At 53.0% G+C, this 24794-nt stretch carries 24 protein-coding genes; 22 read left to right on the forward strand and 2 right to left on the reverse strand.

Going from position 1 to position 24794, the window contains the following annotated elements:
• Window positions 1-74: 74 nt before the first annotated feature.
• Together hisS and DCC81_RS06810 are read right to left on the reverse strand one after the other, a co-directional pair.
• The gene (gene hisS / locus DCC81_RS06805) at window positions 75-1457 is read right to left on the reverse strand and encodes a histidine--tRNA ligase (protein ID WP_108685807.1); all 1383 of its coding nucleotides are present in this window, start codon (window positions 1455-1457) and stop codon (window positions 75-77) included.
• 36 nt (window positions 1458-1493) lie between these two features.
• Window positions 1494-1931: a low molecular weight protein-tyrosine-phosphatase gene (locus DCC81_RS06810; RefSeq protein ID WP_240612917.1), complete on the reverse strand. Its 438-nt coding sequence runs from the start codon at window positions 1929-1931 to the stop codon at window positions 1494-1496.
• A 336-nt stretch (window positions 1932-2267) separates the two neighbouring features.
• Here DCC81_RS06810 and DCC81_RS06820 point away from each other — a divergent pair, with 336 nt between their 5' ends.
• From DCC81_RS06820 to DCC81_RS06925, 22 genes are all read left to right on the forward strand, one after another.
• Window positions 2268-2519, forward strand: coding sequence for a hypothetical protein (locus tag DCC81_RS06820; RefSeq protein ID WP_108685809.1), 252 nt, complete (start codon window positions 2268-2270; stop codon window positions 2517-2519).
• A gap of 32 nt (window positions 2520-2551) precedes the next feature.
• Window positions 2552-3460, forward strand: coding sequence for a substrate-binding domain-containing protein (locus DCC81_RS06825; protein ID WP_165806463.1), 909 nt, complete (start codon window positions 2552-2554; stop codon window positions 3458-3460).
• Between the two features lie 68 nt (window positions 3461-3528).
• Window positions 3529-5262: a tetratricopeptide repeat protein gene (locus DCC81_RS06830; RefSeq protein ID WP_133177579.1), complete on the forward strand. Its 1734-nt coding sequence runs from the start codon at window positions 3529-3531 to the stop codon at window positions 5260-5262.
• A 305-nt stretch (window positions 5263-5567) separates the two neighbouring features.
• A complete protein-coding gene (locus DCC81_RS06835; protein WP_394337117.1) occupies window positions 5568-5957 on the forward strand; it encodes an NADH-quinone oxidoreductase subunit A in 390 nt (129 codons plus the stop codon).
• Between the two features lie 54 nt (window positions 5958-6011).
• Window positions 6012-6575: an NADH-quinone oxidoreductase subunit B gene (locus DCC81_RS06840; RefSeq protein ID WP_108685813.1), complete on the forward strand. Its 564-nt coding sequence runs from the start codon at window positions 6012-6014 to the stop codon at window positions 6573-6575.
• Between the two features lie 81 nt (window positions 6576-6656).
• Window positions 6657-7154 carry an NADH-quinone oxidoreductase subunit C gene (locus DCC81_RS06845; protein ID WP_108685814.1) on the forward strand — a complete coding sequence of 166 codons (498 nt, stop codon included), beginning with the start codon at window positions 6657-6659 and terminating at the stop codon, window positions 7152-7154.
• Between the two features lie 82 nt (window positions 7155-7236).
• Window positions 7237-8451, forward strand: a complete 1215-nt coding sequence (locus DCC81_RS06850) for an NADH-quinone oxidoreductase subunit D (RefSeq protein ID WP_108685815.1) — start codon at window positions 7237-7239, stop codon at window positions 8449-8451.
• Window positions 8452-8511: 60 nt separating this feature from the next.
• Window positions 8512-9003: an NADH-quinone oxidoreductase subunit NuoE family protein gene (locus DCC81_RS06855; protein ID WP_108685816.1), complete on the forward strand. Its 492-nt coding sequence runs from the start codon at window positions 8512-8514 to the stop codon at window positions 9001-9003.
• A gap of 90 nt (window positions 9004-9093) precedes the next feature.
• The gene (gene nuoF / locus DCC81_RS06860; protein WP_108685817.1) at window positions 9094-10455 is read left to right on the forward strand and encodes an NADH-quinone oxidoreductase subunit NuoF; all 1362 of its coding nucleotides are present in this window, start codon (window positions 9094-9096) and stop codon (window positions 10453-10455) included.
• 91 nt (window positions 10456-10546) lie between these two features.
• Window positions 10547-11656 carry a 2Fe-2S iron-sulfur cluster-binding protein gene (locus DCC81_RS06865; protein ID WP_108685818.1) on the forward strand — a complete coding sequence of 370 codons (1110 nt, stop codon included), beginning with the start codon at window positions 10547-10549 and terminating at the stop codon, window positions 11654-11656.
• A gap of 9 nt (window positions 11657-11665) precedes the next feature.
• Complete coding sequence (nuoH, locus tag DCC81_RS06870; RefSeq protein ID WP_317047834.1) at window positions 11666-12718, forward strand: NADH-quinone oxidoreductase subunit NuoH; 1053 nt, start codon at window positions 11666-11668, stop codon at window positions 12716-12718.
• A gap of 30 nt (window positions 12719-12748) precedes the next feature.
• Window positions 12749-13252, forward strand: a complete 504-nt coding sequence (nuoI, locus tag DCC81_RS06875; protein WP_108685819.1) for an NADH-quinone oxidoreductase subunit NuoI — start codon at window positions 12749-12751, stop codon at window positions 13250-13252.
• 62 nt (window positions 13253-13314) lie between these two features.
• Window positions 13315-13806 (forward strand): NADH-quinone oxidoreductase subunit J family protein, encoded by a 492-nt coding sequence (locus DCC81_RS06880; RefSeq protein ID WP_108685820.1) that lies wholly within the window; start codon window positions 13315-13317, stop codon window positions 13804-13806.
• 31 nt (window positions 13807-13837) lie between these two features.
• Window positions 13838-14155, forward strand: coding sequence for an NADH-quinone oxidoreductase subunit NuoK (gene nuoK, locus DCC81_RS06885; protein ID WP_108685821.1), 318 nt, complete (start codon window positions 13838-13840; stop codon window positions 14153-14155).
• A 100-nt stretch (window positions 14156-14255) separates the two neighbouring features.
• Window positions 14256-16151, forward strand: coding sequence for an NADH-quinone oxidoreductase subunit L (nuoL, locus tag DCC81_RS06890; RefSeq protein ID WP_108685822.1), 1896 nt, complete (start codon window positions 14256-14258; stop codon window positions 16149-16151).
• Between the two features lie 37 nt (window positions 16152-16188).
• A complete protein-coding gene (locus DCC81_RS06895) occupies window positions 16189-17631 on the forward strand; it encodes a complex I subunit 4 family protein (RefSeq protein WP_108685823.1) in 1443 nt (480 codons plus the stop codon).
• 98 nt (window positions 17632-17729) lie between these two features.
• On the forward strand, window positions 17730-19112 hold the full coding sequence (locus tag DCC81_RS06900; protein ID WP_108685824.1) for an NADH-quinone oxidoreductase subunit N: 1383 nt from the start codon (window positions 17730-17732) through the stop codon (window positions 19110-19112).
• Between the two features lie 153 nt (window positions 19113-19265).
• Window positions 19266-20525: an ABC transporter permease gene (locus tag DCC81_RS06905; protein ID WP_108685825.1), complete on the forward strand. Its 1260-nt coding sequence runs from the start codon at window positions 19266-19268 to the stop codon at window positions 20523-20525.
• A 154-nt stretch (window positions 20526-20679) separates the two neighbouring features.
• Window positions 20680-21996 carry a gluconate:H+ symporter gene (locus tag DCC81_RS06910; RefSeq protein ID WP_108685826.1) on the forward strand — a complete coding sequence of 439 codons (1317 nt, stop codon included), beginning with the start codon at window positions 20680-20682 and terminating at the stop codon, window positions 21994-21996.
• Window positions 21997-22023: 27 nt separating this feature from the next.
• On the forward strand, window positions 22024-22488 hold the full coding sequence (locus tag DCC81_RS06915) for a RidA family protein (RefSeq protein ID WP_240612918.1): 465 nt from the start codon (window positions 22024-22026) through the stop codon (window positions 22486-22488).
• Window positions 22489-22592: 104 nt separating this feature from the next.
• On the forward strand, window positions 22593-23693 hold the full coding sequence (locus DCC81_RS06920) for a D-TA family PLP-dependent enzyme (protein ID WP_205686264.1): 1101 nt from the start codon (window positions 22593-22595) through the stop codon (window positions 23691-23693).
• A gap of 22 nt (window positions 23694-23715) precedes the next feature.
• The gene (locus DCC81_RS06925; protein ID WP_108685828.1) at window positions 23716-24786 is read left to right on the forward strand and encodes a dipeptidase; all 1071 of its coding nucleotides are present in this window, start codon (window positions 23716-23718) and stop codon (window positions 24784-24786) included.
• Window positions 24787-24794: the final 8 nt, after the last annotated feature.

The following is a 24794-nucleotide window of genomic DNA, read 5'->3' on the forward strand; positions in this document are numbered from 1 at the left end:
GTTCTTTATTTGCAAAAAAATAAGCCTGGCCGCAAACGCACGCCAGGCTTACATTCTATCAAAGTACTATTAATCTATTCAAACAAGAACCCATCCAGTTCCGCAATAGTGATGGTCTTTTGCTCCCGGTTCGTCAGGTGCTTGATGCTCATCTTATTTTCCGCCAGCTCACTTTCACCCAGGATCACGATATAAGGGATAGCGCGCCTGTCCGCGTATTTCATCTGTTTGTCCATCTTGGCGGCCTCATGGTACAGCTCCGCGGCAATGCCTTTACCGCGCAGCTGCATCACCAGCGGGAAGGCCACCTTTACGCTGGCATCACCCAGGTTCAGGAACATCACTTTGGTGGATTGCTGGGCCGCCTCCGGGAAGAGCTCCAGTTGTTCCAGCACATCATAAATGCGGTCTACCCCAAAGGAAATGCCCACGCCGGAAATGCCGGGCAGGCCAAACAGGCCGGTAAGATCATCATAACGGCCGCCACCGCCTATACTACCGATAGACACGGTAGCCGGGGCTTTTACTTCCACGATCATGCCGGTGTAGTAATTGAGGCCACGGGCCAGGGTTACGTCCAGGATGGGTGTGGCCTTGAATTGGGCCAGGCCGGAGTTCAGCACAAAGCTGATCTCTTCAATGCCTTTCATGCCGGTGGGGGAGGTAGCCAGCAGTTCGGAAAGGCGGGTTAGCTTTTCATCGTTGCTGCCACTGATCAGCAGGAAATTTTCAATAACACTGATCTCTTTTTCACCCAGGCCCCGCTGCTGCAGTTCTTCTTTCACCTTGTCCATGCCTATTTTATCCAGCTTGTCAATGGCCACGGTAATGTCTGTGAGCAGGTCCGGGCGGCCGGTCAGTTCTGCCAGGCCGCTGAGGATCTTGCGGTTGTTCACGCGCAACTCATAGCCTTGCAGGCCCAGTTTATTGAATACAGTATCGTAGATGAGCAGCAGCTCTATTTCGTTCAGCAGGGAATCGCTGCCTACCACATCGGCATCGCACTGGTAAAACTCGCGGTAGCGGCCTTTCTGGGGGCGGTCTGCCCGCCATACGGGCTGCATCTGGTAGCGCTTAAAGGGCATGGCCAGTTCGTGCTGGTTCATAGACACGAAGCGGGCAAAGGGAATGGTGAGGTCGTAGCGCAGCGCCTTTTCTGCGAAGAGGCGCACACTGCGCACCAGCGGTATGTTCTCCTGGATGCTGGCAGCCAGGGGAGCGGCGGCTTTATTGAGGGATTCACCGTTGTTGAGGATCTTGAACATCAGCTGGTCGCCCTCATCACCGTACTTGCCGGTGAGGGTGTCCAGTTGTTCCATCGCGGGGGTTTCCAGGGGCTGAAAGCCAAAGAGCTGGAAGGCTTCGCGGATGGTCTGCATGATGTAGTTGCGCTTCCGCATCACAGCGGGCCCAAAGTCGCGGGTGCCTTGCGGAAGTGAAGGTTTAATCTTGGCCATTGTTATTGGGTTCGTCGTGTTTGCGTGATCGGATGTTTATGCTTTCTGTACTATTTTTTCGCAGGCGTTGTAGATCAGCTCATACACCGGTGCAAAGAGGGCGTCATCATACCAGGGATCGGGCACGGGCTGCTGGTTGTCCAGCAGCAGCTGTACCTTGGCCTCGTCCTGCAGGGTGCGGGCCTTCCGGAGGATATCGCGGTAATTATCCAGGTCCATGGCGTAGATACGGTCAAACCGGTCAAAGTCGTGCACGCTGAACTGCCGGCCACGCAGGCCGGAAATGTCAATGCCGTGCTGGCTGGCCACGCGGATGGAGCGGGGATCAGGCGGATCGCCCACATGCCAGTTGCCGGTGCCGGCGCTGTCTATTTCCCAGGGCAGGCTGGCCCGGGCGGCCAGGTCGCGCATAATGCCTTCTGCCAGGGGAGAGCGGCAGATATTGCCCAGGCAGACCATCAGTATCTTTATCATGGTGATCAGGATTTGGTCCAAATGGCAGTTCTGCCGGCGCTAAATGACCTGCAAAATGGCCGCCACGGGCCGGGAAACAAATTTTTTCCCGCCGCAAACCTACAAGAATTTTACCTTATCTTGCCAGCCTTTGTGGAAATCACGTGCACCGGCATCTGTAGAATAATAGGGGTAAAAGGCCCATTTAGCGGGAATTTAACCATTAAACAATCGAGCGGTTTTACAGGTTTATTTTAATAGAACCTGTGTCCGCAGGGCAGTTTCTTTAACAAGTCTTTAATAATAGTTTCCGCGTATTGGAAAACATTTTTTTGTATAATTGTAATTCGCTAACATATGCAACAGGATCAAACAGTGCGTAAAAATCTGGAAGAGGAGCATCAGCAGCGTGGTACCAATTACAGGGGATTGGGTCAGATCGTCAGGGGCCTGCTTTTTGTGTTTGTCGGATTGTTCATTTTATTTTCAGATAAACTGGGCCTGGGCCTTAAAGCCAGCCCGCTGGTGCAAACCATCATGGGTTATCTGGCCATTGCCTATGGTGCTTTCCGCTTAGGTTCCGGCGTATGGAAAATGACAAGAAAATAGCAACAAGTCGATACACGTTAATGCGAGCATTTATGAAACAACAGTTCAAGCACGTTGCGCTGGCCCTGGGTTTAACGACCTCTATTGCGGCCTGTCACTCCGGGCCCACTTCCACTTTTACAGACACGGAAACCTCGGGTACTATCCATATATCTGTGGACGAAACCTATAAGCCACTGATAGATTCAGAGATCAGGGTTTTCGAATCATTATATCCTAAAGCACACATCATTGCGGACTACAAGCCGGAACAGGATTGTTTTGCAGACCTGCTGGCCGACAGTACCCGCATGATCATTGTGACGCGGGAGCTCAGCGAGAAAGAAACACAGTTCATTAAAGACCAAAAGGATCACATTGTGCCCAGCGGCTTGCGCCTGGCCTGGGACGCAGTGGCACTGGTGGTGAACAAGCAGGCAAAGGATTCCATCTTTAATATGGACCAGCTGCACGACATCATGAGTGGTAAGGATTCCAGCTGGCAACTGGTATTTGATAATGAAAAATCCAGCACCGTTCGTTATATTCGCGACTCTATCAACCAGGGCAAGCCACTGCCCGCGGGCACCATGGCCGCTAAAACCAACCCGGAGGTGATAGACTACGTTGTGAAGAACAAGAAGGCGATGGGGTTGATCGGTGTAAGCTGGATCTCCGATACTGCGGATTCCACTTCCATTGACTTCACCAACCGGGTTAACGTAGTGAAACTCCGTGCAGACGGCTATACTGAATATGTGCAACCTTACCAGTATTACATCGGAACCGGTGCTTATCCACTGAAGCGCAGCCTGTGGTATAACCTGAAAGAGCCCCACCAGGGCTTAGGCACGGGATTTGCCACCTTCCTCGGCAGCCAGGAAGGCCAGCTGCTGATCGGACGTTTTAAACTTTTTCCTGCGCGTATGAACATTTTATTTAAGACCGTAAACCTGAAATAACCATTTACCGGCAACGTACACACACAGTAAAAAACTAACACAACTAAATACTAAAACCCGGATTGCTCATGAACAAACGGAACATTTTAATCGCCGCCTCCGCCATGCTGCTCGCAGCAGGCAGTGTGAAAGCGCAAACTGTAGAAGACGGCCTGAAAGACCTGTACTACCAGAAATATTCCTCTGCCAACCAGGATTTTCAAAAAGTAATTGCAGCTAAGCCCACGGAAGAAAGAGCCTATTACTATCAAGGGATTGCCCAACTGGGCCTCGGCGACAACGCCGGCGCCGCTGCCACCTTCCAGAAAGGCCTGGCCGCCGTGCCTAACTCTCCGCTGCTTACCGCCGGCCTGGGTCGCATAGACCTGCTGAACGGTAACGTGGATGCTGCCAAGCAAAAATTTGAAGCCGCCAACGCCGCTACCCGTGGCCTGAACCCCGACGTAGCCCGCGCCATTGCAGACGCCAACTCCGAGATCAAGGGTGGCGACCGCGGTTATGCTGCTTCCGTAATGGAAAAGCTGCTGAACAACGAAGACGGCCGCAAGAAGAAAGAAATGGTTACGCCCACCGCGGCTGACTATATTGAACTGGGTGACGCTTACCGTGCACTCGGTGGTGAGAATGGTGGTAAGGCCCTCACTGCATATGACAAGGCCCTGGAACTGGACCCCAACAATGCAGAAGCGGTAACCAAGGAAGGTATGCTGAACTACAACGCCCGCCTGAAAGAACAAGCGGTGTCTGACTGGGCCAAAGCCACCAACATGGATCCGAAATATGGTCCCGCATTCTACCAGCTGTTCCAGTTCTACGTAACCCCGAAGAAAGACCAGCTCTCCTGGGAAAATGCTGCAAAATACCTGCAATCCTATATTGCAGTGGCAGATCCCGCTGATAAAAATGAATCTACTTACAACCAGGCCGCTATTGCCTTCTACCAGAAGAACTACGACCAGGCTATCTCCACTGCCCAGGCTGGCCTGGCCAACGCCAACCCTGCTTACAAAGGCAAACTTACCCGCCTGATGGGGGACGCCTACCTGCAGAAAGGTGATTCCGCTACCGCCCGCAAAACCATGGACCAGTATGTACAGTCTGTAGGAGGTGATTCCAAACTGGAACCCAATGACTTCAAACTGCTGGCTGCTATCTATGCTAAAGTAAAAGGGGTTGATTCCGCCGATAACGCCAAGATTGACTCCCTGGCCTCTGTATACGAAGAAAAATACGCCCTCTCTGATACCACCAAGGATGCTGAACGCTACCGTTCTGTAGCAGAAGCATTCAAGAACATGCGTGATTACAAAAAATCCGCTGAATGGTACGGCAAGCTGGTAAGCGACTTCTCCGACGAGCAGAACCCCAGCAAGATCCAGGACTTCTTCTGGAAAGGCACCATGGAAATGTACTCCCAGCAGTATGTAGCTGCCGATTCTACCTTCTCCCAGTTCATCGCTAAGTATCCCCAGCAGGAGATCCTCGGTACATACTGGAAGGGCCGTGCTAACATGGCACAGGACCCTGAAGCCAAGGAAGGTAAGGCGGTAGAGATCTTCAAACACTGGGCAGAGATCGGTGGTGAAGAAAAGACCAAGGCAAAAGACAAAATGTATCCTTACCAGTACCTGATGATCTACTACTACAACAAGGAAGACAAGGACAACCTGAAGATGTATGAAGACAAGGTACTGTCTATCGATCCGGGCAATGCCACGGTGAAACAGATCCAGGACAACATTGAATCTGTAGAAAGATCCAAGGCTGCTGCCAACAAACCGGCTGCAAAACCGCACAAATAATGAAAACGGTAACACCGTCATTCAAGGGGCTGTCTCGTTACTTCGGGACAGCCTTTTTTTATTCCGGGCACTTTCCGGCAGGATTTTCCGGCCGGGGCGCCCGCCGGGTCCCGGTTTTGTAGATTCCGGCCCTTTTTTTACAGCCCCCTGGCAAAATGGGCAGAAACCGGGCCGCCGGGCGCGGGGTTCCGGGTTTCTGATGGGTAAAAAAGTTAATATTTTACCCCGTGGTGGATTTGTATTTTGCAATCAGTTGAACTACTTTTGCGAATTAGACAGAACAATTTTAAGGGAAGCTTATGTTTTTGAGTTCAGCACTTTTAGCCGCTACGAACACTCCTTTCAGCTATTTTCCCATCGTTCTGCAGCTCGGCGCTGCAGTGGGTTTTGTAGCACTGACCATGTTGGCCACCCACTTCCTGGGGCCCAAGAGAAAAACCTCCGATAAGCTCATCAACTTTGAGAGCGGTATCGAGCAGAAGGGCAATGCCCGCCAGCCTGTGGCCATCAAGTACTTCCTGACTGCCATCCTTTTCGTGCTCTTTGATGTGGAAGTGATCTTTTTCTATCCTTATGCCGTGAATTTCCGGGGACTGGGCTGGGAAGGTTTTTGGGCGATGCTGATGTTTGTGGGAGCGTTCCTGGCAGGTTTTATTTACATTATCCGCAAGGGGGCGCTGAAGTGGGAAGACTAGTGCGTAAGCATCTGCATCCTTTATCTTTTATCTTAACCTGGAAAAAATACTGATATGGCTCGTCCGGTTCAATATAATACGAAGATCAAAACGGTGGAAGCGCCGGAGGGATACTCCGGTGAAGGCTTTTTTGCCACTTCCTTTGACAAGGTGATCGGCATGGCCCGCGCTAACTCTATCTGGCCGCTGCCTTTTGCCACCTCCTGCTGTGGGATCGAATTTATGGCCACCATGTCTGCCCACTATGACCTGGGCCGCTTTGGTGCAGAACGTTTGGGCTTTACCCCCCGCCAGTGCGACCTCTTGATGGTGATGGGGACGATCTCTAAAAAAATGGGCCCCGTATTGCGCCAGGTATACCTGCAGATGGCGGAGCCCCGCTGGGTGATTGCCGTAGGTGCCTGTGCCAGCAGCGGTGGTATTTTCGATACTTACTCCGTGCTCCAGGGCATAGACCAGGTGATACCGGTAGACGTGTATGTGCCCGGCTGTCCGCCCCGCCCGGAAGCCATCCTGGACGGTTTTATGCGCATTCAGCAGCTGGTAGGGCAGGAAAGCCTGCGCCGCCGCCACTCCGACCAGTACAAGGCGCTGATGAACTCATACGGCATTGAATAAAAAGCTATTAGCACCTGCTATTAGCTTTTGGCTTTTGTAGCGGTGCCAATCCAACAATATTAAACGCTCATTTAATACCTAATGACAAACGAGCAAGTAAAAAGCCGGTTGATCGAAAAATTCGGGGAGGCGCTGACCGACTTCGAAGAATCTTACGGCATGCTTTCCTTCCATGCGCCGAAGGAGATGAACCTGAAAGTCCTGCAATTCCTCTACGATGATGAAGCGCTCGAATTCCGCTTCCTCACTGATATCACCGGCGTACACTATCCGGCCCAGCCAGGCGCAGAACTGGCAGTGGTATACCACCTGCAAAACCTGCGTACCCGCACCCGGCTCCGTTTCAAGGTATTCACCAGCGTAGCCGACCCTAAAGTTTTTACCGCTACCAGGTTATATGAATCCGCTAACTGGATGGAACGTGAAACCTATGATTTCTTCGGGATCGATTTTGTAGGCCATCCTAACCTCATCCGCATCCTGAATGTGGACGAGATGGATTACTTCCCCATGCGCAAGGAATTCCCGCTGGAAGACCAGACCCGCATTGACAAGGATGACGAAATGTTCGGAAGGTAGGCTCCACCTGCCGCTGATGGCAAAACACTGTAAACAACAAACAGGTACTTAACACCTTGTACCTAATACCTAATACAATTTTATGTCTAATCCGCATATATCATTACCACAAGGATCATTGGAGAAGCAGACCACCACGCTGAACCTGGGGCCTACGCACCCGGCTACGCACGGGGTGTTCCAGAATATCCTGGAAATGGATGGGGAGCGCGTTGTGAGCGCTGTGCCTACCGTGGGATATATTCACCGGGCATTTGAAAAGATCGCTGAGCGCCGCCCTTACTTCCAGATCGCGCCGCTCACAGACCGCCTGAACTATTGCTCTTCCCCGATCAACAATATGGGCTGGCACCTTACCACGGAAAGGCTGCTGGGTATTACCCTGCCCAAGCGCGTGGAGTACCTGCGCATTGTGATCATGGAGCTGGCCCGCATCACCGACCACATTGTATGTAATGGGGTAGTGGGGGTGGACACCGGCGCTTTCACCGGCTTCCTCTACATCATGGAGTTCCGTGAACTGGTGTATGAAATTTATGAAGAAGTATGCGGCTCCCGCCTCACGACCAACATTGGCCGCGTAGGTGGTTTTGAACGCAACTTCACCAATACCGCTTTTGAAAAGATCGAACGTTTCCTCAAGGAATTCCCGAAAGCCCTGAAGGAGTTTGAAACACTGCTGGTGCGCAACCGCATCTTCATTGAAAGAACCCAGGGCGTGGGCGCCATCACCGCGGAACGTGCGCTGAACTATGGCTTTACCGGTCCTAACCTGCGTGCAGCCGGGGTAGACTACGACGTGCGCGTGGCACATCCCTACAGCAGCTACGGCGACTTTAAGTTTGATATTCCCGTAGGTACCACCGGCGATTGCTACGACCGTTTCCTGGTGCGTGGCGAAGAAATGTGGCAAAGCCTCAGCATCATCCGCCAGGCCATGGAAAAGATCCAGGAGCTGCCCGCCGATGTATACCATGCAGACGTTCCCGCTTACTACCTGCCGGATAAGAGCGATGTATATACCAAGATGGAAGCATTGATCTACCACTTTAAGATCATCATGGGGGAAACCGAAATGCTGCCCGGTGAGCTGTATAACGCAGTGGAAGGTGCAAACGGGGAACTCGGTTTCTACGTGATCAGTGATGGTGGCCGCAGCCCTTACCGCCTGCATTTCCGCCGTCCCTGCTTCATTTACTACCAGGCTTACCCTGAGCTGATCAAGGGCGCTATGCTGGCCGATGCGGTGATCTGCATGAGTAGCCTGAACCTGATCGCTGGTGAACTGGACGCGTAGTATATCAAAATAATCAAAGCAACAGGCTGGCGGTAGGCGCCGCCGGCTAAATGAAATAATATGGTTCAATTTTCTGAAGAGAAGCTGAATAAAGTAAAAGAGATCATTGCCCGCTACCCGGACGGTAAGCAGAAAAGCGCGCTGCTGCCCGTGTTGCACCTGGCGCAGGAGACGTTTGACGGATGGCTGAGCAGTGAGACCATGGACTACGTTGCCACCCTGCTGCACCTGGAGCCCATCGAAGTATACGAGGTGGCCACCTTTTACAGCATGTACAACCTGGCGCCCGTGGGTAAATACGTGTTTGAAGTATGCCAGACCGGCCCCTGCATGCTGCGCGGGTCAGACGACATCATTGCCTACATCAGGCAGACACTGGGCATTAACGTGGGCGAAACCACGGCGGATGGCCTGTTTACGCTGAAAACCGTGGAGTGCCTGGGCGCCTGTGGCTACGCCCCCATGATGCAGCTGGGCAAGCATTACCGGGAGCACCTCACCCCTGCAAAAGTGGATGAGATCATCGCGGAATGCCGCGCCAAGCACGCCTAAGCTTACTTTAATATCGATTGAATAGACAAATAGTTGCGGATAAGGCAGGCCTCATAACCTGTGATCATTCAACTTCCTACTTTGAAATATATGGGACGCAAATTACTGTTAGATAAAGCGCATATACCAGGCATCCGGTACTACGATACCTACCGGGGCAATGGTGGCTATGCCGCGGCGGAAAAAGCGCTGAAAGGCATGACCCCTGACCAGGTACTGGACGAAGTGAAAAAGAGCGGCCTCAGAGGCCGCGGTGGTGCGGGCTTTCCCACCGGTATGAAATGGAGCTTCATTGCCAAACCGGAAGGCGTACCCCGCTACCTGGTGTGCAATGCGGACGAGTCGGAACCGGGTACCTTCAAGGACCGCTACCTGATGGAATTTATCCCACACATTCTCATTGAAGGGCTGATCATCTCCAGCTACACCCTGGGTGCAAATACCTGCTATATCTACATCCGCGGTGAATACGCCTGGATCCCCGAGATCCTGGAAGAAGCCATTGCCGACGCCAAAAAGAATGGCTGGCTGGGCAAGAACATCCAGGGCAGCGGTTTTGACCTGGAAATTTATGTACAACGCGGCGCCGGCGCTTACATCTGTGGCGAGGAAACGGCCCTGATCGAATCACTGGAAGGCAAGCGTGGCAATCCCCGCATCAAGCCGCCCTTCCCGGCGGTGAAAGGCCTCTGGCAAAGCCCCACGGTGGTAAACAACGTGGAAACCCTGGCTGCCGTAGTGCCCATCCTCAACATTGGTGGTGAGGAATACGCCAAGATCGGTATCGGAAAATCCACCGGTACAAAGCTCATCTCCGCCTGCGGCAATATCAATAAGCCGGGGGTATACGAGATAGAGATGAACATTTCCGTAGAAGAATTCATTTACTCCGAAGAATATTGCGGGGGCATTCCCAATGGCAAACGCCTGAAGGCCTGCATCCCCGGCGGTTCCTCCGTACCCATCCTGCCGGCCAACCTGCTGTTTAAAACAGCAAAGGGTGACACCCGCATGATGACCTACGAAAGCCTGAGCGATGGCGGCTTTGCCACCGGTACCATGATGGGCTCCGGCGGTTTTATTGTGCTGGATGAAGATCAGTGCGTGGTGAAGAACACCCTCACCTTTGCACGCTTTTACCGCCATGAAAGCTGCGGCCAGTGCAGCCCCTGCCGTGAAGGTACCGGCTGGATGGAGAAAGTGCTGAAGAATATTGAAACCGGTAAAGGTAAAATGTCCGACATAGACCTGCTCTGGGACATCCAGCGCAAGATCGAAGGTAACACCATCTGCCCGCTGGGCGATGCTGCTGCCTGGCCGGTAGCTGCCGCCATCCGTCATTTCCGTGATGAATTTGAGTGGCACATTACCCACCCGGAAGAAGCCCAGGTACGCAACTTTGGCCTGGCGCATTATGCAGACCCGCTGCCTGTAGCAGCAGTACCTGCCTGATAAAGAAATGAGCAGCCGGAACATCCCGCTGGCAGGGCCTTTGGCTTACTAACGGGAACGGTTATACGGTAAACATATTAAGACTAAGCCGATGGCAGACGAACAAAAATTATTCAAAGTAAAGATCGATAATATCACGGTGGAAGTGGCTCCGGGCACTACCATCCTCAATGCGGCCCGCCTCATTGGGGGCGATGTGGTACCGCCGGCCATGTGTTATTATTCCAAGCTGGAGGGCAGCGGCGGTAAGTGCCGTACCTGCCTGGTGAAAGTGACCAAAGGCTCTGAAGCCGATCCCCGCCCTATGCCCAAGCTGGTGGCCAGCTGCCGCACCACGGTAATGGACGGGATGGAAGTGGCTAACATCACCTCCCCGGAAGTGGTGGACGCCCGCAAGAGCATCGTGGAGTTCCTGCTGATCAACCACCCCCTGGACTGCCCCGTGTGCGACCAGGCCGGTGAATGCCACCTGCAGGACCTCAGTTATGAGCATGGCGTGAGCGCCACCCGCTACGAGTTCAAACGCCGCACGTTTGATAAGGTAGACCTGGGCGACAAGATCAAGCTGCACATGACCCGCTGCATTCTCTGCTACCGCTGCGTATTCACCGCAGACCAGCTCACCGAAAAACGGGAACATGGTATCCTGGGCCGCGGTGACCATTCGGAGATCAGCACCTACATTGAAAAGAACCTGGACAACGACTTTATCGGCAACGTGATTGACGTGTGCCCGGTAGGTGCCCTCACTGATAAGACCTTCCGCTTTAAGAACCGTGTATGGTTCCTGAAACCGATGGATGCACACCGCAACTGTGAGAACCCGAAATGCTGTGGCAAAACAGTGCTCTGGATGCGTGGTGATGAAGTATTCCGCGTAACCGCCCGCAAGGACCAGTACGGGGAAGTGGAAGCCTACATCTGCGACACCTGCCGCTTTGAAAAGAAAGAGGCCAGTGACTGGGTGATTGAAGGTCCGCGTAAGATAGACCGCCACTCCGTTATTTCACAGGGCCACTACGTAGGCACCGTGAAACCGGAAGAGACCATCGTGAAAGTAATGGATGGCCGTGCGCCCAAGCTGCTGATGGATATCCACAGCGTGAGCGAGGTAAACCGCCCGGAGATAGACCTGTCCAAAATTGAAGGACCGGCCCACTCGGATGATTTTAAAACAAACGGCGTACAACACCAACAATAGCGACAACCTATGATGATGCAGATCTCTTTTGACTTAGTTTATTTACTCGACAAGGTACTGTTGATTGTGGGCGTGCTGGCGCTTTCCCTGCTGGTGGCCATGTACTCTACCTGGGGCGAAAGAAAAGTGGCTGGCTGGATCCAGGACCGCTATGGTCCTAACCGTGCGGGTCCCCTGGGTATCCTGCAACCCCTGGCGGATGGTGGTAAGCTGTTTTTCAAGGAAGAAATCATTCCGGCAAACTCTAACCGTTTCCTCTTCATCCTGGGCCCGTCCCTGGCTATGCTGGTAGCTTGTATGACCAGCGCCGTGATCCCCTGGGGCGATGTACTGGAAGTAGGCGGCCGCCAGATCTCCCTGCAGGTGGCAGATGTGAACATTGGTGTGCTGTACATCTTTGCCGTAGTGAGCCTGGGTGTATATGGTGTAATGCTGGGCGGCTGGGGCTCTAACAATAAATTTTCCCTGCTGGCCGCGCTGCGAGGCGCTTCCCAGATCATTTCCTACGAGCTGGCCATGGGGCTGTCCCTGATTTCCCTGGTAATGCTCACCGGTTCTCTCAGCATTAAAGACATCGTGGAGCAGCAGCGCCATGGCCTCTGGAACATTGTGTACCAGCCCCTGGGCTTCCTGATCTTCCTGATCTGCTCTTTTGCGGAGTGTACCCGTACCCCGTTTGACCTTACCGAAGCAGACTCTGAGCTGAACGGTGGTTACCACCTGGAGTACTCTTCCATGAAGCTGGGCTTTTACCTGTTTGCAGAGTACATCAATATGTTCATCAGCTCTGCGCTGATGGCAAGCCTGTACTTTGGCGGTTACAGCTTCCCCGGCATGGATAGTCTGGGCCTGTCTGTGAATGCCACAACTGTACTGGGTTTCCTGGCACTGTTCATCAAGATCATCGCTTTCCTGTTCTTCTTTATGTGGGTACGCTGGACGCTGCCGCGCTTCCGCTATGACCAGCTGATGCGCCTGGGCTGGAATATGCTGATCCCCCTAGCACTTTTCAACATGCTGATCACCGGCGGCCTCATTCTCTGGCAGGGACACGGACATTAATACGATATTTCAACAATAATATTCTGCATTATGCAAGCATTAACAGAAAGGGCTAAACTGGTAGACCGCAAGCCCATGACTTTTGTGGAGCGCCTCTACCTTTGGAACATCTTCAAAGGGATGATCATCACCTTTGCCCACCTGTTCAAGAAAAAAGTGACGGTGAAATACCCGGAACAGAAACGTGAATTCAGCCCGGTATTCCGCGGGTTGCATATTCTCAACCGCGACAGCGAAGGCCGGGAGAACTGCACCGCGTGCGGTTTGTGCGCCGTAGCCTGCCCGGCGGAAGCCATCACCATGGAAGCGGCAGAACGTAAGCCAGGTGAGGAACACCTGTACCGGGAAGAGAAATACGCAGCGCGTTATGAGATCAATATGCTGCGTTGCATCTTCTGCGGTTTCTGTGAAGAAGCCTGCCCTAAAGATGCGATCTACCTTACCGAAACATTTGCGCCGGCAAATTTCAAGCGCGAAGGTTTCATTTATGGCAAACCGGATCTGCTGATCCCGCATCCTAAAACCGGTCAATAACGTTTACGCAAGACTGCGGCCCGCAAAGGGCTGTGGCATTGGAAAATAGTCACTAACTAACAATGGGTATTCAACAAACTCTTTTCATGGTATTGGCTGTGATCTCCCTGATCACGGCGCTGGGTGTGGTACTGAGCAAAAGCCCTGTAAGCAGCGTGCTTTGCCTCATCCTGACCTTTTTTACCATTGCAGGTCACTACATCCTGCTGAACGCACAGTTCCTCGCGGTGGTGCACATCATCGTGTATGCAGGCGCCATCATGGTACTCTTCCTGTTCGTGATCATGCTCATGAACCTGAATACGGAAGGGGAGCCGCAAAAACGCAACTGGCTTAAATATGCAGGCGCCATCAGTGGTGGTGCACTGCTGGTGGTACTGGTAGCCGCTATCCGCGACACTTCCATGCCTGCCCTGTCCCCCCAGTCTACGGATGTAGGCCTTATCCACAACCTGGGCACCCTGCTGTTCAGCAAATATGTAGCGCCGTTTGAGATCAGCAGCGTGCTGTTTCTCAGCGCCATGGTAGGAGCCGTGGTAGTGGGCAAGAAGTAAACAACGATCCTAACAATTCAACAATCTAACAATGCCTGTACAGTATTATATCTTTTTGAGCGTGGCCCTGTTCTGCATCGGTGTGATGGGTGTATTGATGCGCCGCAATGCGATCATCATTTTTATGTGCGTGGAGCTGATGCTGAATGCCGTGAACCTGCTGATGGTGGCCTTCTCCAAAATGTGGGCAGACGCCGGGCATGCAGATGCGGGCGCTGCACAGATCTTTGTATTTTTCATCATGGTGGTAGCCGCCGCAGAAGTAGCCGTAGGCCTGGCCATCATTGTTATGATGTACCGCAATACGCATTCTGTGGATATTAATTTATTGAACAGACTTAAAAACTAAATTGTTGGATGGTAAGATTGTTAGATGGTTTTAGAACGGTCCAACAATTCAACCATTTGGCAGTCTAACATCTAAATATCGTCGTACAAATAGATACTAAATGAGCAATCTAGTTTGGCTGGTACCGCTGTTACCATTCATAGGTTTTCTGGTAAATGGATTAGGAAGAAAATTCCTGCCCAAAGCAGGTGTAAGTGTGGTGGGGAGTGGCTCCGTGATTGCCGCTTTTGCTATTGCCGTAGGAATATTCCTGCAGGTGAAGGCTCCCGGCTTTACACCGCAGGTGGTTTCCCTGTTTGACTTCATTTCCGTGGGTAAGCTGCAGATCCCGTTTGCCTTCCAGGTAGACCAGCTGAGTGCCCTGTTCCTGCTCATCATTACCGGGGTAGGTTCGCTCATTCACATCTACTCCGTCGCTTACATGCACGAGGAAAGCAACGAAGGCTTTGCGCGTTATTTTGCTTATCTCAATCTCTTCGTTTTCTCCATGCTGCTGCTGGTGCTGGGCGCCAACTATGTGATGATGTTCATTGGCTGGGAAGGCGTGGGGCTTTGCTCTTACCTGCTGATCGGCTTTTGGTTCAAGAACCCGAGCTACAGCAAAGCGGCCAACAAGGCCTTTATCATGAACCGCATTGGTGACCTGGGCTTCCTGCTGGGCATCTTTTATATTATTGCCAACTTTGGTTCTGTAAGCTACGCAGCGGTATTCCCGCAGGCGGCCACCCTGGGTGCAGGCAACCACACGCTGGTGATCATTGCCGTGCTGTTGTTTATAGGTGCTATGGGTAAATCTGCACAGATCCCGCTGTACACCTGGCTGCCCGATGCGATGGCCGGTCCTACCCCGGTATCTGCCCTCATCCACGCGGCTACGATGGTAACTGCCGGCATCTACATGATTGCCCGCAGTAACGTGATCTATACTTTGACCCCCAGCGTGCAGCAATTCATTGCCATCATTGGCGTGGCCACCGCGCTGCTGGCAGCTTCCATTGCCATAGCACAAAACGATATTAAGAAGGTGCTTGCTTACTCCACCGTGAGCCAGCTGGGTTATATGTTTATTGCCCTGGGCGTAGGTGCTTACGGTACCGCGGTATTCCACGTAATGACACACGCCTTCTTCAAAGCCCTGCTTTTCCTGGGTTCCGGCTCCGTGATCCATGCCATGGGCGGAGAGCAGGATATCCGTAAAATGGGGGGGCTGAAAAAATACCTGCCCACTACCAACTGGACTTTCCTGGTGGGCTGTCTGGCCATTGCAGGTATTCCCGGCCTGTCCGGCTTCTTCTCTAAAGACGAGATCCTGGCCAGCGCTTTCGCTACCAACAAGATCATTTATGTACTGGCACTGCTGGGCGCTCTAATGACTGCCTTCTATATGTTCCGCCTGTACTTTATTACATTCACTGGTAGCTTCCGCGGCACACATGAGCAGGAACATCACTTACATGAAAGCCCTGCTGCCATGACCATTCCGCTGGTGATCCTGGCCCTGCTGTCCATCTTTGGCGGTTATGTGGGCCTGCCGGAAATATTTGGTAAGAACATGCTCCATGAATACCTGGCACCCATCTTTGCACCCAGCGCTCCCTTTGCAGCCGTGCACGAACTGGAGCACTCCACGGAGATCATCCTGATGGTAATCAGCTCTGTATTGGTGATCGTGATGATCGCCTTTGCATGGGGCAGGTACCGCAACTACCAAGATAATGGTGCAGAAAGCACCGGCCTGACCAAGGTGCTGGAAAACAAGTGGTATGTAGATGAACTGTACGACGCCGTGATCGTGCGCCCGCTGATGGCCCTGAGCCAGTTCTTCAGCGAAGTGATGGAAAAAATGGGTATTGACCGCCTGGTAAATGGGATCGGCAAAACGGTACAGTGGGGAGGCCAGCAACTGCGGGTGATCCAGAACGGCCAGGTAGGCTTCTACATATTTGCCATGGTATTGGGTATGATCGTATTACTGGTGATCGGCTTATTATTCTAACACTCAAAGCGGAAGTTACAAGCGCAAGAAATAGATTATGTTGACAGTTTTATTAATATTGATTCCTTTGCTTGCCGGTGTGATCACATTTGGCCTCAAAGGTGCCGGTCCCAAAATACTGGCTTTGCTTTCTTCCATCGCCACGCTGGGCGTAGCACTGGTGGCGCTGTTCCAGTTCCGGGCAAACCCCGCCGCCACGCATGTGAGCGCGCAGTGGATCCCGCAGCTGAAAGCGAATTTCGAGGTAGGCCTGGATGGCATGGCTGCTATGCTTTGCCTGCTCACCGCCCTGGCGTTTGTGCTGGTGTTTGTCAGCATCTTTTCCCGGGAATACGAGCGCTCCGCCAGCTTTTATGGGCTAATGCTGCTGTCGCAGGCAGGTCTCACCGGTGTGTTTGTAGCTGCCGATGCGATGCTGTTCTACGTATTCTGGGAACTGGCCCTCATCCCCGTGTATTTCCTCTGCTCCATGTGGGGCGGGGAAAGACGCATTCCCGTTACATTTAAATTCTTTGTTTATACGTTCATCGGTTCCCTGTTCATGCTGGTGGGCATTATTTACCTCTACCTGCATGCAGGCTCTTTTGGCTACCAGGATTTCATAAAGGGTGCCGCTGGTCTTTCTGCCAGCGACCAGAACTGGTTGTTCTGGCTGTTCTTCGTGGCCTTTGCCATCAAGATGCCGATCTTCCCGCTGCACACCTGGCAGCCGGATACTTACGAACAGAGCCCCACCCCGGTGACCATGATCCTTTCCGGTGTAATGGTGAAAATGGGTCTTTTCGGGGTGCTGCGCTGGCTGCTCCCGGTACTGCCACATGCCGCCGCCGGCTGGGCAGACCTGGTGATGATCCTGTCTATCATCGGCATTGTATACGCCTCCTGCATTGCCATCGTACAAAGTGACCTGAAAAGAATGATCGCGTATTCTTCCATTGCCCACATCGGGTTAATGAGCGCCGCGATCTTTGCGCATAATGAGACCAGCCTGCAAGGTGTCATGGTACAGATGTTTAACCATGGTATCAATATCATCGGGCTGTGGATCATCGTGGATGTGATAGAGCAGCGGCTGGGTATCAGGAACATGAAAGAGCTGGGAGGCATTGCTTCCAAAGCGCCTAAGATCGCCATCTTCCTGGTCGTGATCGCCCTGGCCAATGTGGCCCTGCCGCTGACGAACGGTTTTATCGGTGAGTTCCTCATGTTCAGTGGCGTGTTCCAGGTGAATGTGTGGTTCATGGCAGTAGCCGGCCTGGGTATCATCCTTTCTGCCGTGTACATGCTCAACATGATACAGCGGGTGATCTTCGGTGAAAGCAATGCGGTGACTTCCAATGTGACCGATCTGACCGCCGGCGAAACGTTTTCGCTGACGCTGATCGTGCTGCTGATCGTATACCTCGGTGTGTATCCGAAACCGCTGCTGGAGCTGGTGCAAGGCTCTTCCCAGGCGGTACTGGCAGCCTTTGGCCGCTAAGCATTTCATCCTTATTCAAGGTAAAAGACAGGATCTGTGCACACGCTATCGTGGATTTTTACCAGCAAACGTTTTCGGTTTTTTTGTAACACAGCAATATGAACGCATTACTTTCTACTGCTATCTCGGGCCTGGTCCTGATGTTCGTTGGGTTGTTCGTCAAGAACAGGCAGTCTATTAAATACTTTGCCATAGCGGCGCTGCTGGTGGCCTTTGTAGCGAACCTCTTTGACGTGGCCTGGATCATCCACCACAAACAGGGATACACCGCTTATGAGCACATGATCACGGTGAGCCTGTTCACCACCGTTTTTAACGCAGTGATCCTGGGCAGCACCCTGGTGTACTACCTGCTGAGCGGCAGCGAGTTTGAAAAAGTAGGGGAGAACGTAGCGGAATATTTTGCGCTGCAATTCTTCATCCTTGCCGGTATTATGCTGGCTACCAGCTTCAGTAACCTGCTCATCCTCTTCCTGGCAATTGAGATCATGTCCATTCCCCAGTACATCCTGGCGGGCAGTGATAAGCATAATTTAAAGAGCAACGAGGCGTCCCTGAAATACTTTTTGATGGGCTCTTTCTCTACCGGCATCCTGCTCATGGGCATTGTGCTGATCTACGGCGGCAGCGGCTCCTTTGACCTGGAGCACCTGGGCATTGGCGCTATGGCCTTGTCGCCGCTTACGCTGGTGGGCATCCTGCTGATGGTGTTTGCCATGTCGTTCAAGGTATCTGCGGCGCCCTTCCACTTCTGGACGCCCGACGTGTATGACGGGTCTCCCACCGTGTTCACCGCGTTTATGGCTACCGTGGTTAAAGCCGGTGGTTTCGTTGCATTTATCCGCCTGTTCCAGATCGCGTTCAAGGGCGGTATCGTAAGCCCGCAATGGGAACTGGTGCTGGAAGTGATCACTGCTGCAACGCTGATCATTGGTAACATCACCGCGGTATACCAGCAGAGCGTCAAGCGTATGCTATCCTATTCCAGCATTGCACAGGCAGGCTTTATGCTGTTTGCCTTGCTGTCGTTCAACATGAGGGCAGAACAGGGCATCCTGCTGTATGCGGCCGCTTACAGCCTGGCTACTATTGGTGCCTTCAGCGTGTTATTGAAAATGAACGATTATACATTTGATGGCTTCAATGGCCTGGCACGCAAAGAACCGCTGCTGGCCTTCGGGATGACCATCTGCCTGTTTTCATTGGCCGGTATCCCGCTCACGGCAGGCTTCTTCGCAAAATACTTTGTACTGGCTGCGGCGGTACAGCAGGGTGGTATGCTCTGGCTGGTGATCATTGCGATTGTGTGTGCAGCGATCTCTGTGTACTACTATTTCAAAGTGATCATTGCCATGTATTTCAAGGCAGGCGATCCGGAGGTAGCAACACCCAGCAATGCTTACAAGACCATGCTGGTGATCACCGTAGCGCTGGTGATCCTGCTGGGCATCTTCCCCAATCTGCTGTTAAAATGGCTGTAAAAAACGGAAGTAACTATCGTTTTTGAAACAGCCGCTCCTTACGGGGGCGGCTGTTTTGTTTTGGGTAGCATCCAACTTATCCAGCCCAAAACTCCCCGTCCCAGATATCCCACCATTTCCCTATCTTTAAGCAGAATCTCCTATTCTGCACTTATGCGCGTCCGCGATATATTCTCCATGGCCAGCCGCTCCGTGCGTGGCAATCGTCTCCGCACCGGTCTCACCGTTGCCATCATCGCATTCGGTATCATGGCCCTCGTGGGTATCCTCACCGCTATAGACAGCATGAAAGCCAGTGTGTTCAGCAGCTTCTCCAATATGGGTGCTAACACCTTTTCCATCCGCAACCGCGAAATGTTCTTCATGGGCAACGGGGATGTACAAAGCGGCAACAAAAAGAAAAAAGTAAAACAATCCAACCAGCGCCTGCCTATCCGCTACTCAGAAGCCCGCGCCTTTAAGGAAAGGAACAACTTCCCCGACGTAGTGAGCCTCTCCTTCACCGCCGGCACCTCCACCGTGTATAAAGACGATAAAAAAACAAACCCAAACGTGCGCGTGATCGGCGGGGATGAGAATTACCTGGACGTGTCTAATTACGAGTTGTCAGAAGGCCGCAATTTTAATGCACTGGACCTCAGCAGCGGCCGCAATGTGGCCATCCTGGGGCAGGATGTGATCAAGAAACTCTTTGGCAACAGTAAAAATGTGCTCGATAACACCATCCGCGTAGGCGATGTACGCTACCGCGTTATCGGTATACTGGCCACTAAAGGCAATGGCAGCGCCTTCAGCGCAGACAATGTGGTGATCACCACGGTGAATAACGCCCGCCGCGTTTTTGGACATGACGATATTTCCTACCAGATCAGCATTAAAGTGAACGACATCAAACAGATGGATGCTGCCGTAGGAGAGGCCACCGGCCTGTTTCGCCAGGTGCGCCATCTTAATCTCAACGAGACAGACAACTTCGTGATCAATAAAAGTGATGACCTGGCCCAGATGCTGTATTCCACCCTGGGCAATATTACCGCCGTGGCCATCGTGATCGGTTTTATCACCCTCGTGGGCTCGGCTATCGGGTTAATGAATATCATGCTGGTAGCGGTAGCCGAGCGTACCCGTGAAATAGGGGTGAGCAAAGCCCTGGGGGCCACCAGCCGCGTGGTGCGCCTGCAATTCATTTTTGAAGCCATCATCATCAGCATCAGCGGAGGCTTGCTGGGCGCCATGCTGGGCATGATAGCCGGCAACCTGGTGTCACTGCTCCTGCATTCCTCCTTCATTATTCCCTGGCTCTGGATCTTTGTAGGAATGGCACTGTGTGCCATCGTGGGCCTGGCATCCGGCGTGTATCCCGCCGCCAAAGCCGCCCGCCTCAGTCCTATCGTGGCCCTGCGCTATGAATAACCATCACAGACATACTGCATTCCCCAAATAAACCGGCACTGTGCTTGCCAGACCGCGCATTTTTTCCAATATTTACAAGTACCTTCTATTGCTATTTACGAAACCCGCCGTTGCGGAAACCGGTCACACGTTATAAAAAATCGCAAGCACGCTCATGTTACCGCTTATTGTTGTCATTGCAGGCATCTTGTTACTGGTACTCCTGGTCACTTATGCCAAGCTCAATTCTTTCATTGCTTTCCTGATCGTGTCCGTGTGTATCGGCATTGCACAGCAAATGTCGCTGCAGCAGATCACTACTTCCATCACCACCGGGATAGGCGGTATCATGGGAAGCCTCCTCATCATCGTAGTACTGGGCAGTATGATAGGTAAGCTGGTGGCCGAAAGTGGAGCGGCACAGCGTATTTCCAATGGCCTGATGACCCTCTTTGGTGCCCGCTACGTACAGTGGGCCCTCATGACCACCGGCCTGGTAGTGGGCATTGCACTTTTTTATGGAGTAGGCTTTGTACTGCTGGTGCCCCTGGTCTTTGCGGTAGCGGCCCGCACTAAACAATCGGCCGTATTCCTCGGTATTTCCTTGCTGGCAGCGCTTTCCGTAACACACGGGTTCCTGCCGCCCCATCCATCGCCCAGTGCGCTGATCGGCAAGTTCAATGCGCCCATGGGACCAACATTATTGCTGGGGCTTTCGCTGGGCATTCCGTCTGTGATCATTGCCGGCCCTTTATTTGGCAGCACTTTCCGCAAACTGAAAAGAGAACCGGCACAGGTTTTTGCATTGAAAACACTGCCGGATTCGGAATTGCCCTCCATGACTGTAAGTGTATTTGTAGCTTTGCTGCCGGTGCTCCTGCTGTGCGCCTCCGCTGTTATGCGCATCTGGGCTAAGCCCGGCACGGCTTTGTCTGTAATGGCAGACTGGATGGGCGAAGCCAATATTGTAATGTGCGTATCCGTGCTGGTAGCTATATGGCTGCTGGACCTGCGCCGGGGCGTAACAATGAAGGCCACCATGGGCAAGCTGGATGAAGCGGTGAAAGATATTGCCGGCATTGTATTGGTACTGGCAGGTGCAGGGATGCTCACCCAGCTGCTTAAGGATAGCGGCCTGGCGGAGTACATTGGCCACCGCATGGAAGGCATGCATGTATCGCCCATCATCCTCGCCTGGCTGATGGCGGCCATTATCCGCGTATGCATAGGTTCTGCCACCATTGCGGGCATCACCGCCGCCGGCCTGGTAGCGCCCATTGTAGCCAGTACGGGGGTAAATCCCAGCCTTATGGTGCTGGCCACCGGCGCAGGGAGTTTGATGTTCTCGCATGTGAACGATAGCGGTTTCTGGTTGTTTAAAGAATACTTCAACCTCTCCGTAAAGGAAACCATCCTCACCTGGTCACTGATGGAAACCATCGTGTCTGTGGTAGGCCTGCTGGGCTGCCTGCTGCTTAGCATCTGGTTCTGATAAAATGAAAACTTAAAACAAAAAGATATGATGACACCAGACGAAAAATTCCAGGCCCTGGGCGATACGTTACCACCGGCTCCCACGCCCCTGGGTGTGTACAAGCCTTTCCTCATTGATGGCAAGTATCTCTATGTATCCGGCCACGGCCCGGTGATGCCGGACAAGTCCCTGATCATTGGCCGCGTAGGGAAAGACTTCAACATGGAAGAAGGTAAGATCGCCGCCCGCCAGGTAGGCCTCACCATCCTTTCCACTATCAAGACTAGCCTGGGCTCCCTCAACAAAGTAAAACGCGTGATCAAAGTACTGGGCATGGTGAATTGTACGCCCGATTTTGAACGCCATCCTTATGTGATCAATGGCTGCAGCGAACTGTTTGCACAGGTATGGGGCGATGAAAACGGCATCGGCGTAAGAAGCGCTGTAGGCATGGGTTCCCTGCCGGATAATATCCCGGTGGAAATAGAGGCGCTGTTTGAATTAGAATAAAAATATACAAGGGCTTAGGTCTAATGTGCCCGCATCCATGCAGCGCCTGTTGCTGCCGGGGTACCGTACTTAAGACCTGGGACGCCGGACAAAAATCTTCCATCATGGAATGGTACCATATCTCCAACATCGGGCAATACGATACACCCGCCGTGCTTTTTTACCCGGAGCGCATATCAGCCAACATTGACCGCCTCATCGCATCCATTGATGATGTACAACGGTTACGGGTACACGTAAAAACGTTTAAGACACTGGAAATTGCGCAGCTGATGTTAAACAGCGGCATCCGCAAGTTCAAGTGTGCCACCATTGCGGAAGCAGAGATGATGGCCATGGCCGGTGCGCCGGACGTATTGCTGGCCTATCAGCCTGTAGGCCCCAAAGTGGCCAGGCTGGCGGCGCTGGCGGAAGCATTCCCGGACACCAGTTTTTCCTGCCTGGTGGATAATGAGGATAGCGCCATTGCCATCGGCGCACACTTCCCGGCCAGCAATCCCATCGCGGTATATCTTGATCTCAATGTAGGCATGAACCGTACGGGCATTGTACCCGGGCCGGCAGCACTGGAATTGTACGGCATGCTGCGCCAGGTACAGGGCCTGGTGCCGGTAGGGCTGCACGCGTACGACGGGCATATTCATGAAGAAGACCTGCAAATACGTACGGAGGTCACAAATGCTGCATTTGCACCGGTGGCTGCACTGGCCGCGGATATTGAAGCGCAGGGCATGCCGGCGCCGGTGATCGTGGCCGGCGGCACACCTACCTTTCCCATCCATGCAAAGCGGAAAGGCATTGAATGCAGCCCCGGCACATTTGTATGCTGGGACATGGGGTATAAAAGGAATTTTCCCGAGCAACAGTTTGATTTTGCCGCATTACTGGCGGGGCGGGTGATCTCGCAGGTGAATGACGAGCTTATTACCATAGACATTGGCCATAAATCAGTGGCGGCAGAAATGCCATTGCCCCGTATTTATTTTCTCAATGCTGCAGATGCGGAGCCCGTGTCGCAAAGTGAGGAGCACCTGGTCTGTAAAGTAAAGGATGCTGCGCAATACCCGGTAGGAACGGTGCTTTACGGGGTGCCGCACCACATCTGTCCTACCATTGCAGACCACAACGAGGGCCTGGTAGTGGCAGAGCATACTATTACAGACAGTTGGGCCATTGTTGCCCGCAACCGCCGTATTACCATTTAACGTTTCTTAAAAATTCAATTGCATGTTTACAATAGATGCGCACCTGGACCTGAGCATGAACGCCATGGAATGGAACCGCGACCTGCGCCTCTCCGTAGAAGCCATCCGCACCCGTGAAAAAGGGCTTACCGATAAGCCGGACCGTGCCAAAGGGGTGGTATCCCTGCCGGCGCTGCGTCAGGGCAATGTAGGCCTGGTAGTGGCCACACAGATCGCCCGGTTTGTAGCGGCAGACAACCCGCTGCCCGGGTGGCACTCACCGGAACAGGCCTGGGCACAGACCCAGGGCCAGCTTACCTGGTACAACACGATGGAAGCCACCGGTGAAATGGTGCAGATCAAAGACCGGGCAGGCCTGGATGCCCACCTGAACCTGTGGTCACAACCCGGTGATAACAAGACCAAACCCATTGGCTATATCCTCAGCCTGGAGGGCGCGGATTCTATTGTGGATGTTTCTTACCTGGAGCATGCGTACCGCAAAGGCCTGCGCGCGGTAGGCCCCGCCCATTACGGGCCCGGGCGCTATGCACAGGGCACGGATGCCACGGGTTTCATGGGCCCCAAAGGCCATGCGCTCCTGCGCGAAATGGAGCGCCTCAACATTATCCTGGATGCCACCCACCTGTGCGACGACAGCTTCTGGGAAGCCCTGGACCACTTTTCCGGTCACGTGTGGGCCAGCCATAACAACTGCCGCGCGCTGGTAGATCATAACCGCCAGTTCAGCGATGAGCAGATCAAAGCCCTGGTAGCCCGCGGTGCCGTGATAGGCGGTGCCATGGATGCCTGGATGATGGTGCCCCACTGGCAACGCGGTGTTTCTGATCCCAAAGCAATGGACTGCAACCTGGATAAGGTAATAGACCACATGGACCACATCTGCCAGCTGGCCGGCAATGCCCTGCACATTGGTATTGGCTCCGACCTGGATGGTGCCTTCGGCAAAGAACAGTGCCCGTACGACCTGGAAACCATCGCTGACCTGCAGAAGATCCCGGAGCTGCTGTTGAAACGCGGTTACAGCACCGCAGACATTGAAGGCGTGATGCACGGCAACTGGCTGCGTTTCCTGCACAATGCATGGCAATAATCAACTTA

This window comes from Chitinophaga parva (assembly GCF_003071345.1).
Classification (GTDB): Bacteria; Bacteroidota; Bacteroidia; order Chitinophagales; family Chitinophagaceae; genus Chitinophaga; species Chitinophaga parva.

Coding starts and splice junctions, on each gene's coding strand:
- hisS (WP_108685807.1), bottom strand. CDS start 1,457: ATGGCCAAGATTAAACCTTCACTTCCGCAAGGCACCCGCGACTTTGGG.
- DCC81_RS06810 (WP_240612917.1), bottom strand. CDS start 1,931: ATGATAAAGATACTGATGGTCTGCCTGGGCAATATCTGCCGCTCTCCC.
- DCC81_RS06820 (WP_108685809.1), top strand. CDS start 2,268: ATGCAACAGGATCAAACAGTGCGTAAAAATCTGGAAGAGGAGCATCAG.
- DCC81_RS06825 (WP_165806463.1), top strand. CDS start 2,552: ATGAAACAACAGTTCAAGCACGTTGCGCTGGCCCTGGGTTTAACGACC.
- DCC81_RS06830 (WP_133177579.1), top strand. CDS start 3,529: ATGAACAAACGGAACATTTTAATCGCCGCCTCCGCCATGCTGCTCGCA.
- DCC81_RS06840 (WP_108685813.1), top strand. CDS start 6,012: ATGGCTCGTCCGGTTCAATATAATACGAAGATCAAAACGGTGGAAGCG.
- DCC81_RS06845 (WP_108685814.1), top strand. CDS start 6,657: ATGACAAACGAGCAAGTAAAAAGCCGGTTGATCGAAAAATTCGGGGAG.
- DCC81_RS06850 (WP_108685815.1), top strand. CDS start 7,237: ATGTCTAATCCGCATATATCATTACCACAAGGATCATTGGAGAAGCAG.
- DCC81_RS06855 (WP_108685816.1), top strand. CDS start 8,512: ATGGTTCAATTTTCTGAAGAGAAGCTGAATAAAGTAAAAGAGATCATT.
- nuoF (WP_108685817.1), top strand. CDS start 9,094: ATGGGACGCAAATTACTGTTAGATAAAGCGCATATACCAGGCATCCGG.
- DCC81_RS06865 (WP_108685818.1), top strand. CDS start 10,547: ATGGCAGACGAACAAAAATTATTCAAAGTAAAGATCGATAATATCACG.
- nuoH (WP_317047834.1), top strand. CDS start 11,666: ATGATGATGCAGATCTCTTTTGACTTAGTTTATTTACTCGACAAGGTA.
- nuoI (WP_108685819.1), top strand. CDS start 12,749: ATGCAAGCATTAACAGAAAGGGCTAAACTGGTAGACCGCAAGCCCATG.
- DCC81_RS06880 (WP_108685820.1), top strand. CDS start 13,315: ATGGGTATTCAACAAACTCTTTTCATGGTATTGGCTGTGATCTCCCTG.
- nuoK (WP_108685821.1), top strand. CDS start 13,838: ATGCCTGTACAGTATTATATCTTTTTGAGCGTGGCCCTGTTCTGCATC.
- nuoL (WP_108685822.1), top strand. CDS start 14,256: ATGAGCAATCTAGTTTGGCTGGTACCGCTGTTACCATTCATAGGTTTT.
- DCC81_RS06895 (WP_108685823.1), top strand. CDS start 16,189: ATGTTGACAGTTTTATTAATATTGATTCCTTTGCTTGCCGGTGTGATC.
- DCC81_RS06900 (WP_108685824.1), top strand. CDS start 17,730: ATGAACGCATTACTTTCTACTGCTATCTCGGGCCTGGTCCTGATGTTC.
- DCC81_RS06905 (WP_108685825.1), top strand. CDS start 19,266: ATGCGCGTCCGCGATATATTCTCCATGGCCAGCCGCTCCGTGCGTGGC.
- DCC81_RS06910 (WP_108685826.1), top strand. CDS start 20,680: ATGTTACCGCTTATTGTTGTCATTGCAGGCATCTTGTTACTGGTACTC.
- DCC81_RS06915 (WP_240612918.1), top strand. CDS start 22,024: ATGATGACACCAGACGAAAAATTCCAGGCCCTGGGCGATACGTTACCA.
- DCC81_RS06920 (WP_205686264.1), top strand. CDS start 22,593: ATGGAATGGTACCATATCTCCAACATCGGGCAATACGATACACCCGCC.
- DCC81_RS06925 (WP_108685828.1), top strand. CDS start 23,716: ATGTTTACAATAGATGCGCACCTGGACCTGAGCATGAACGCCATGGAA.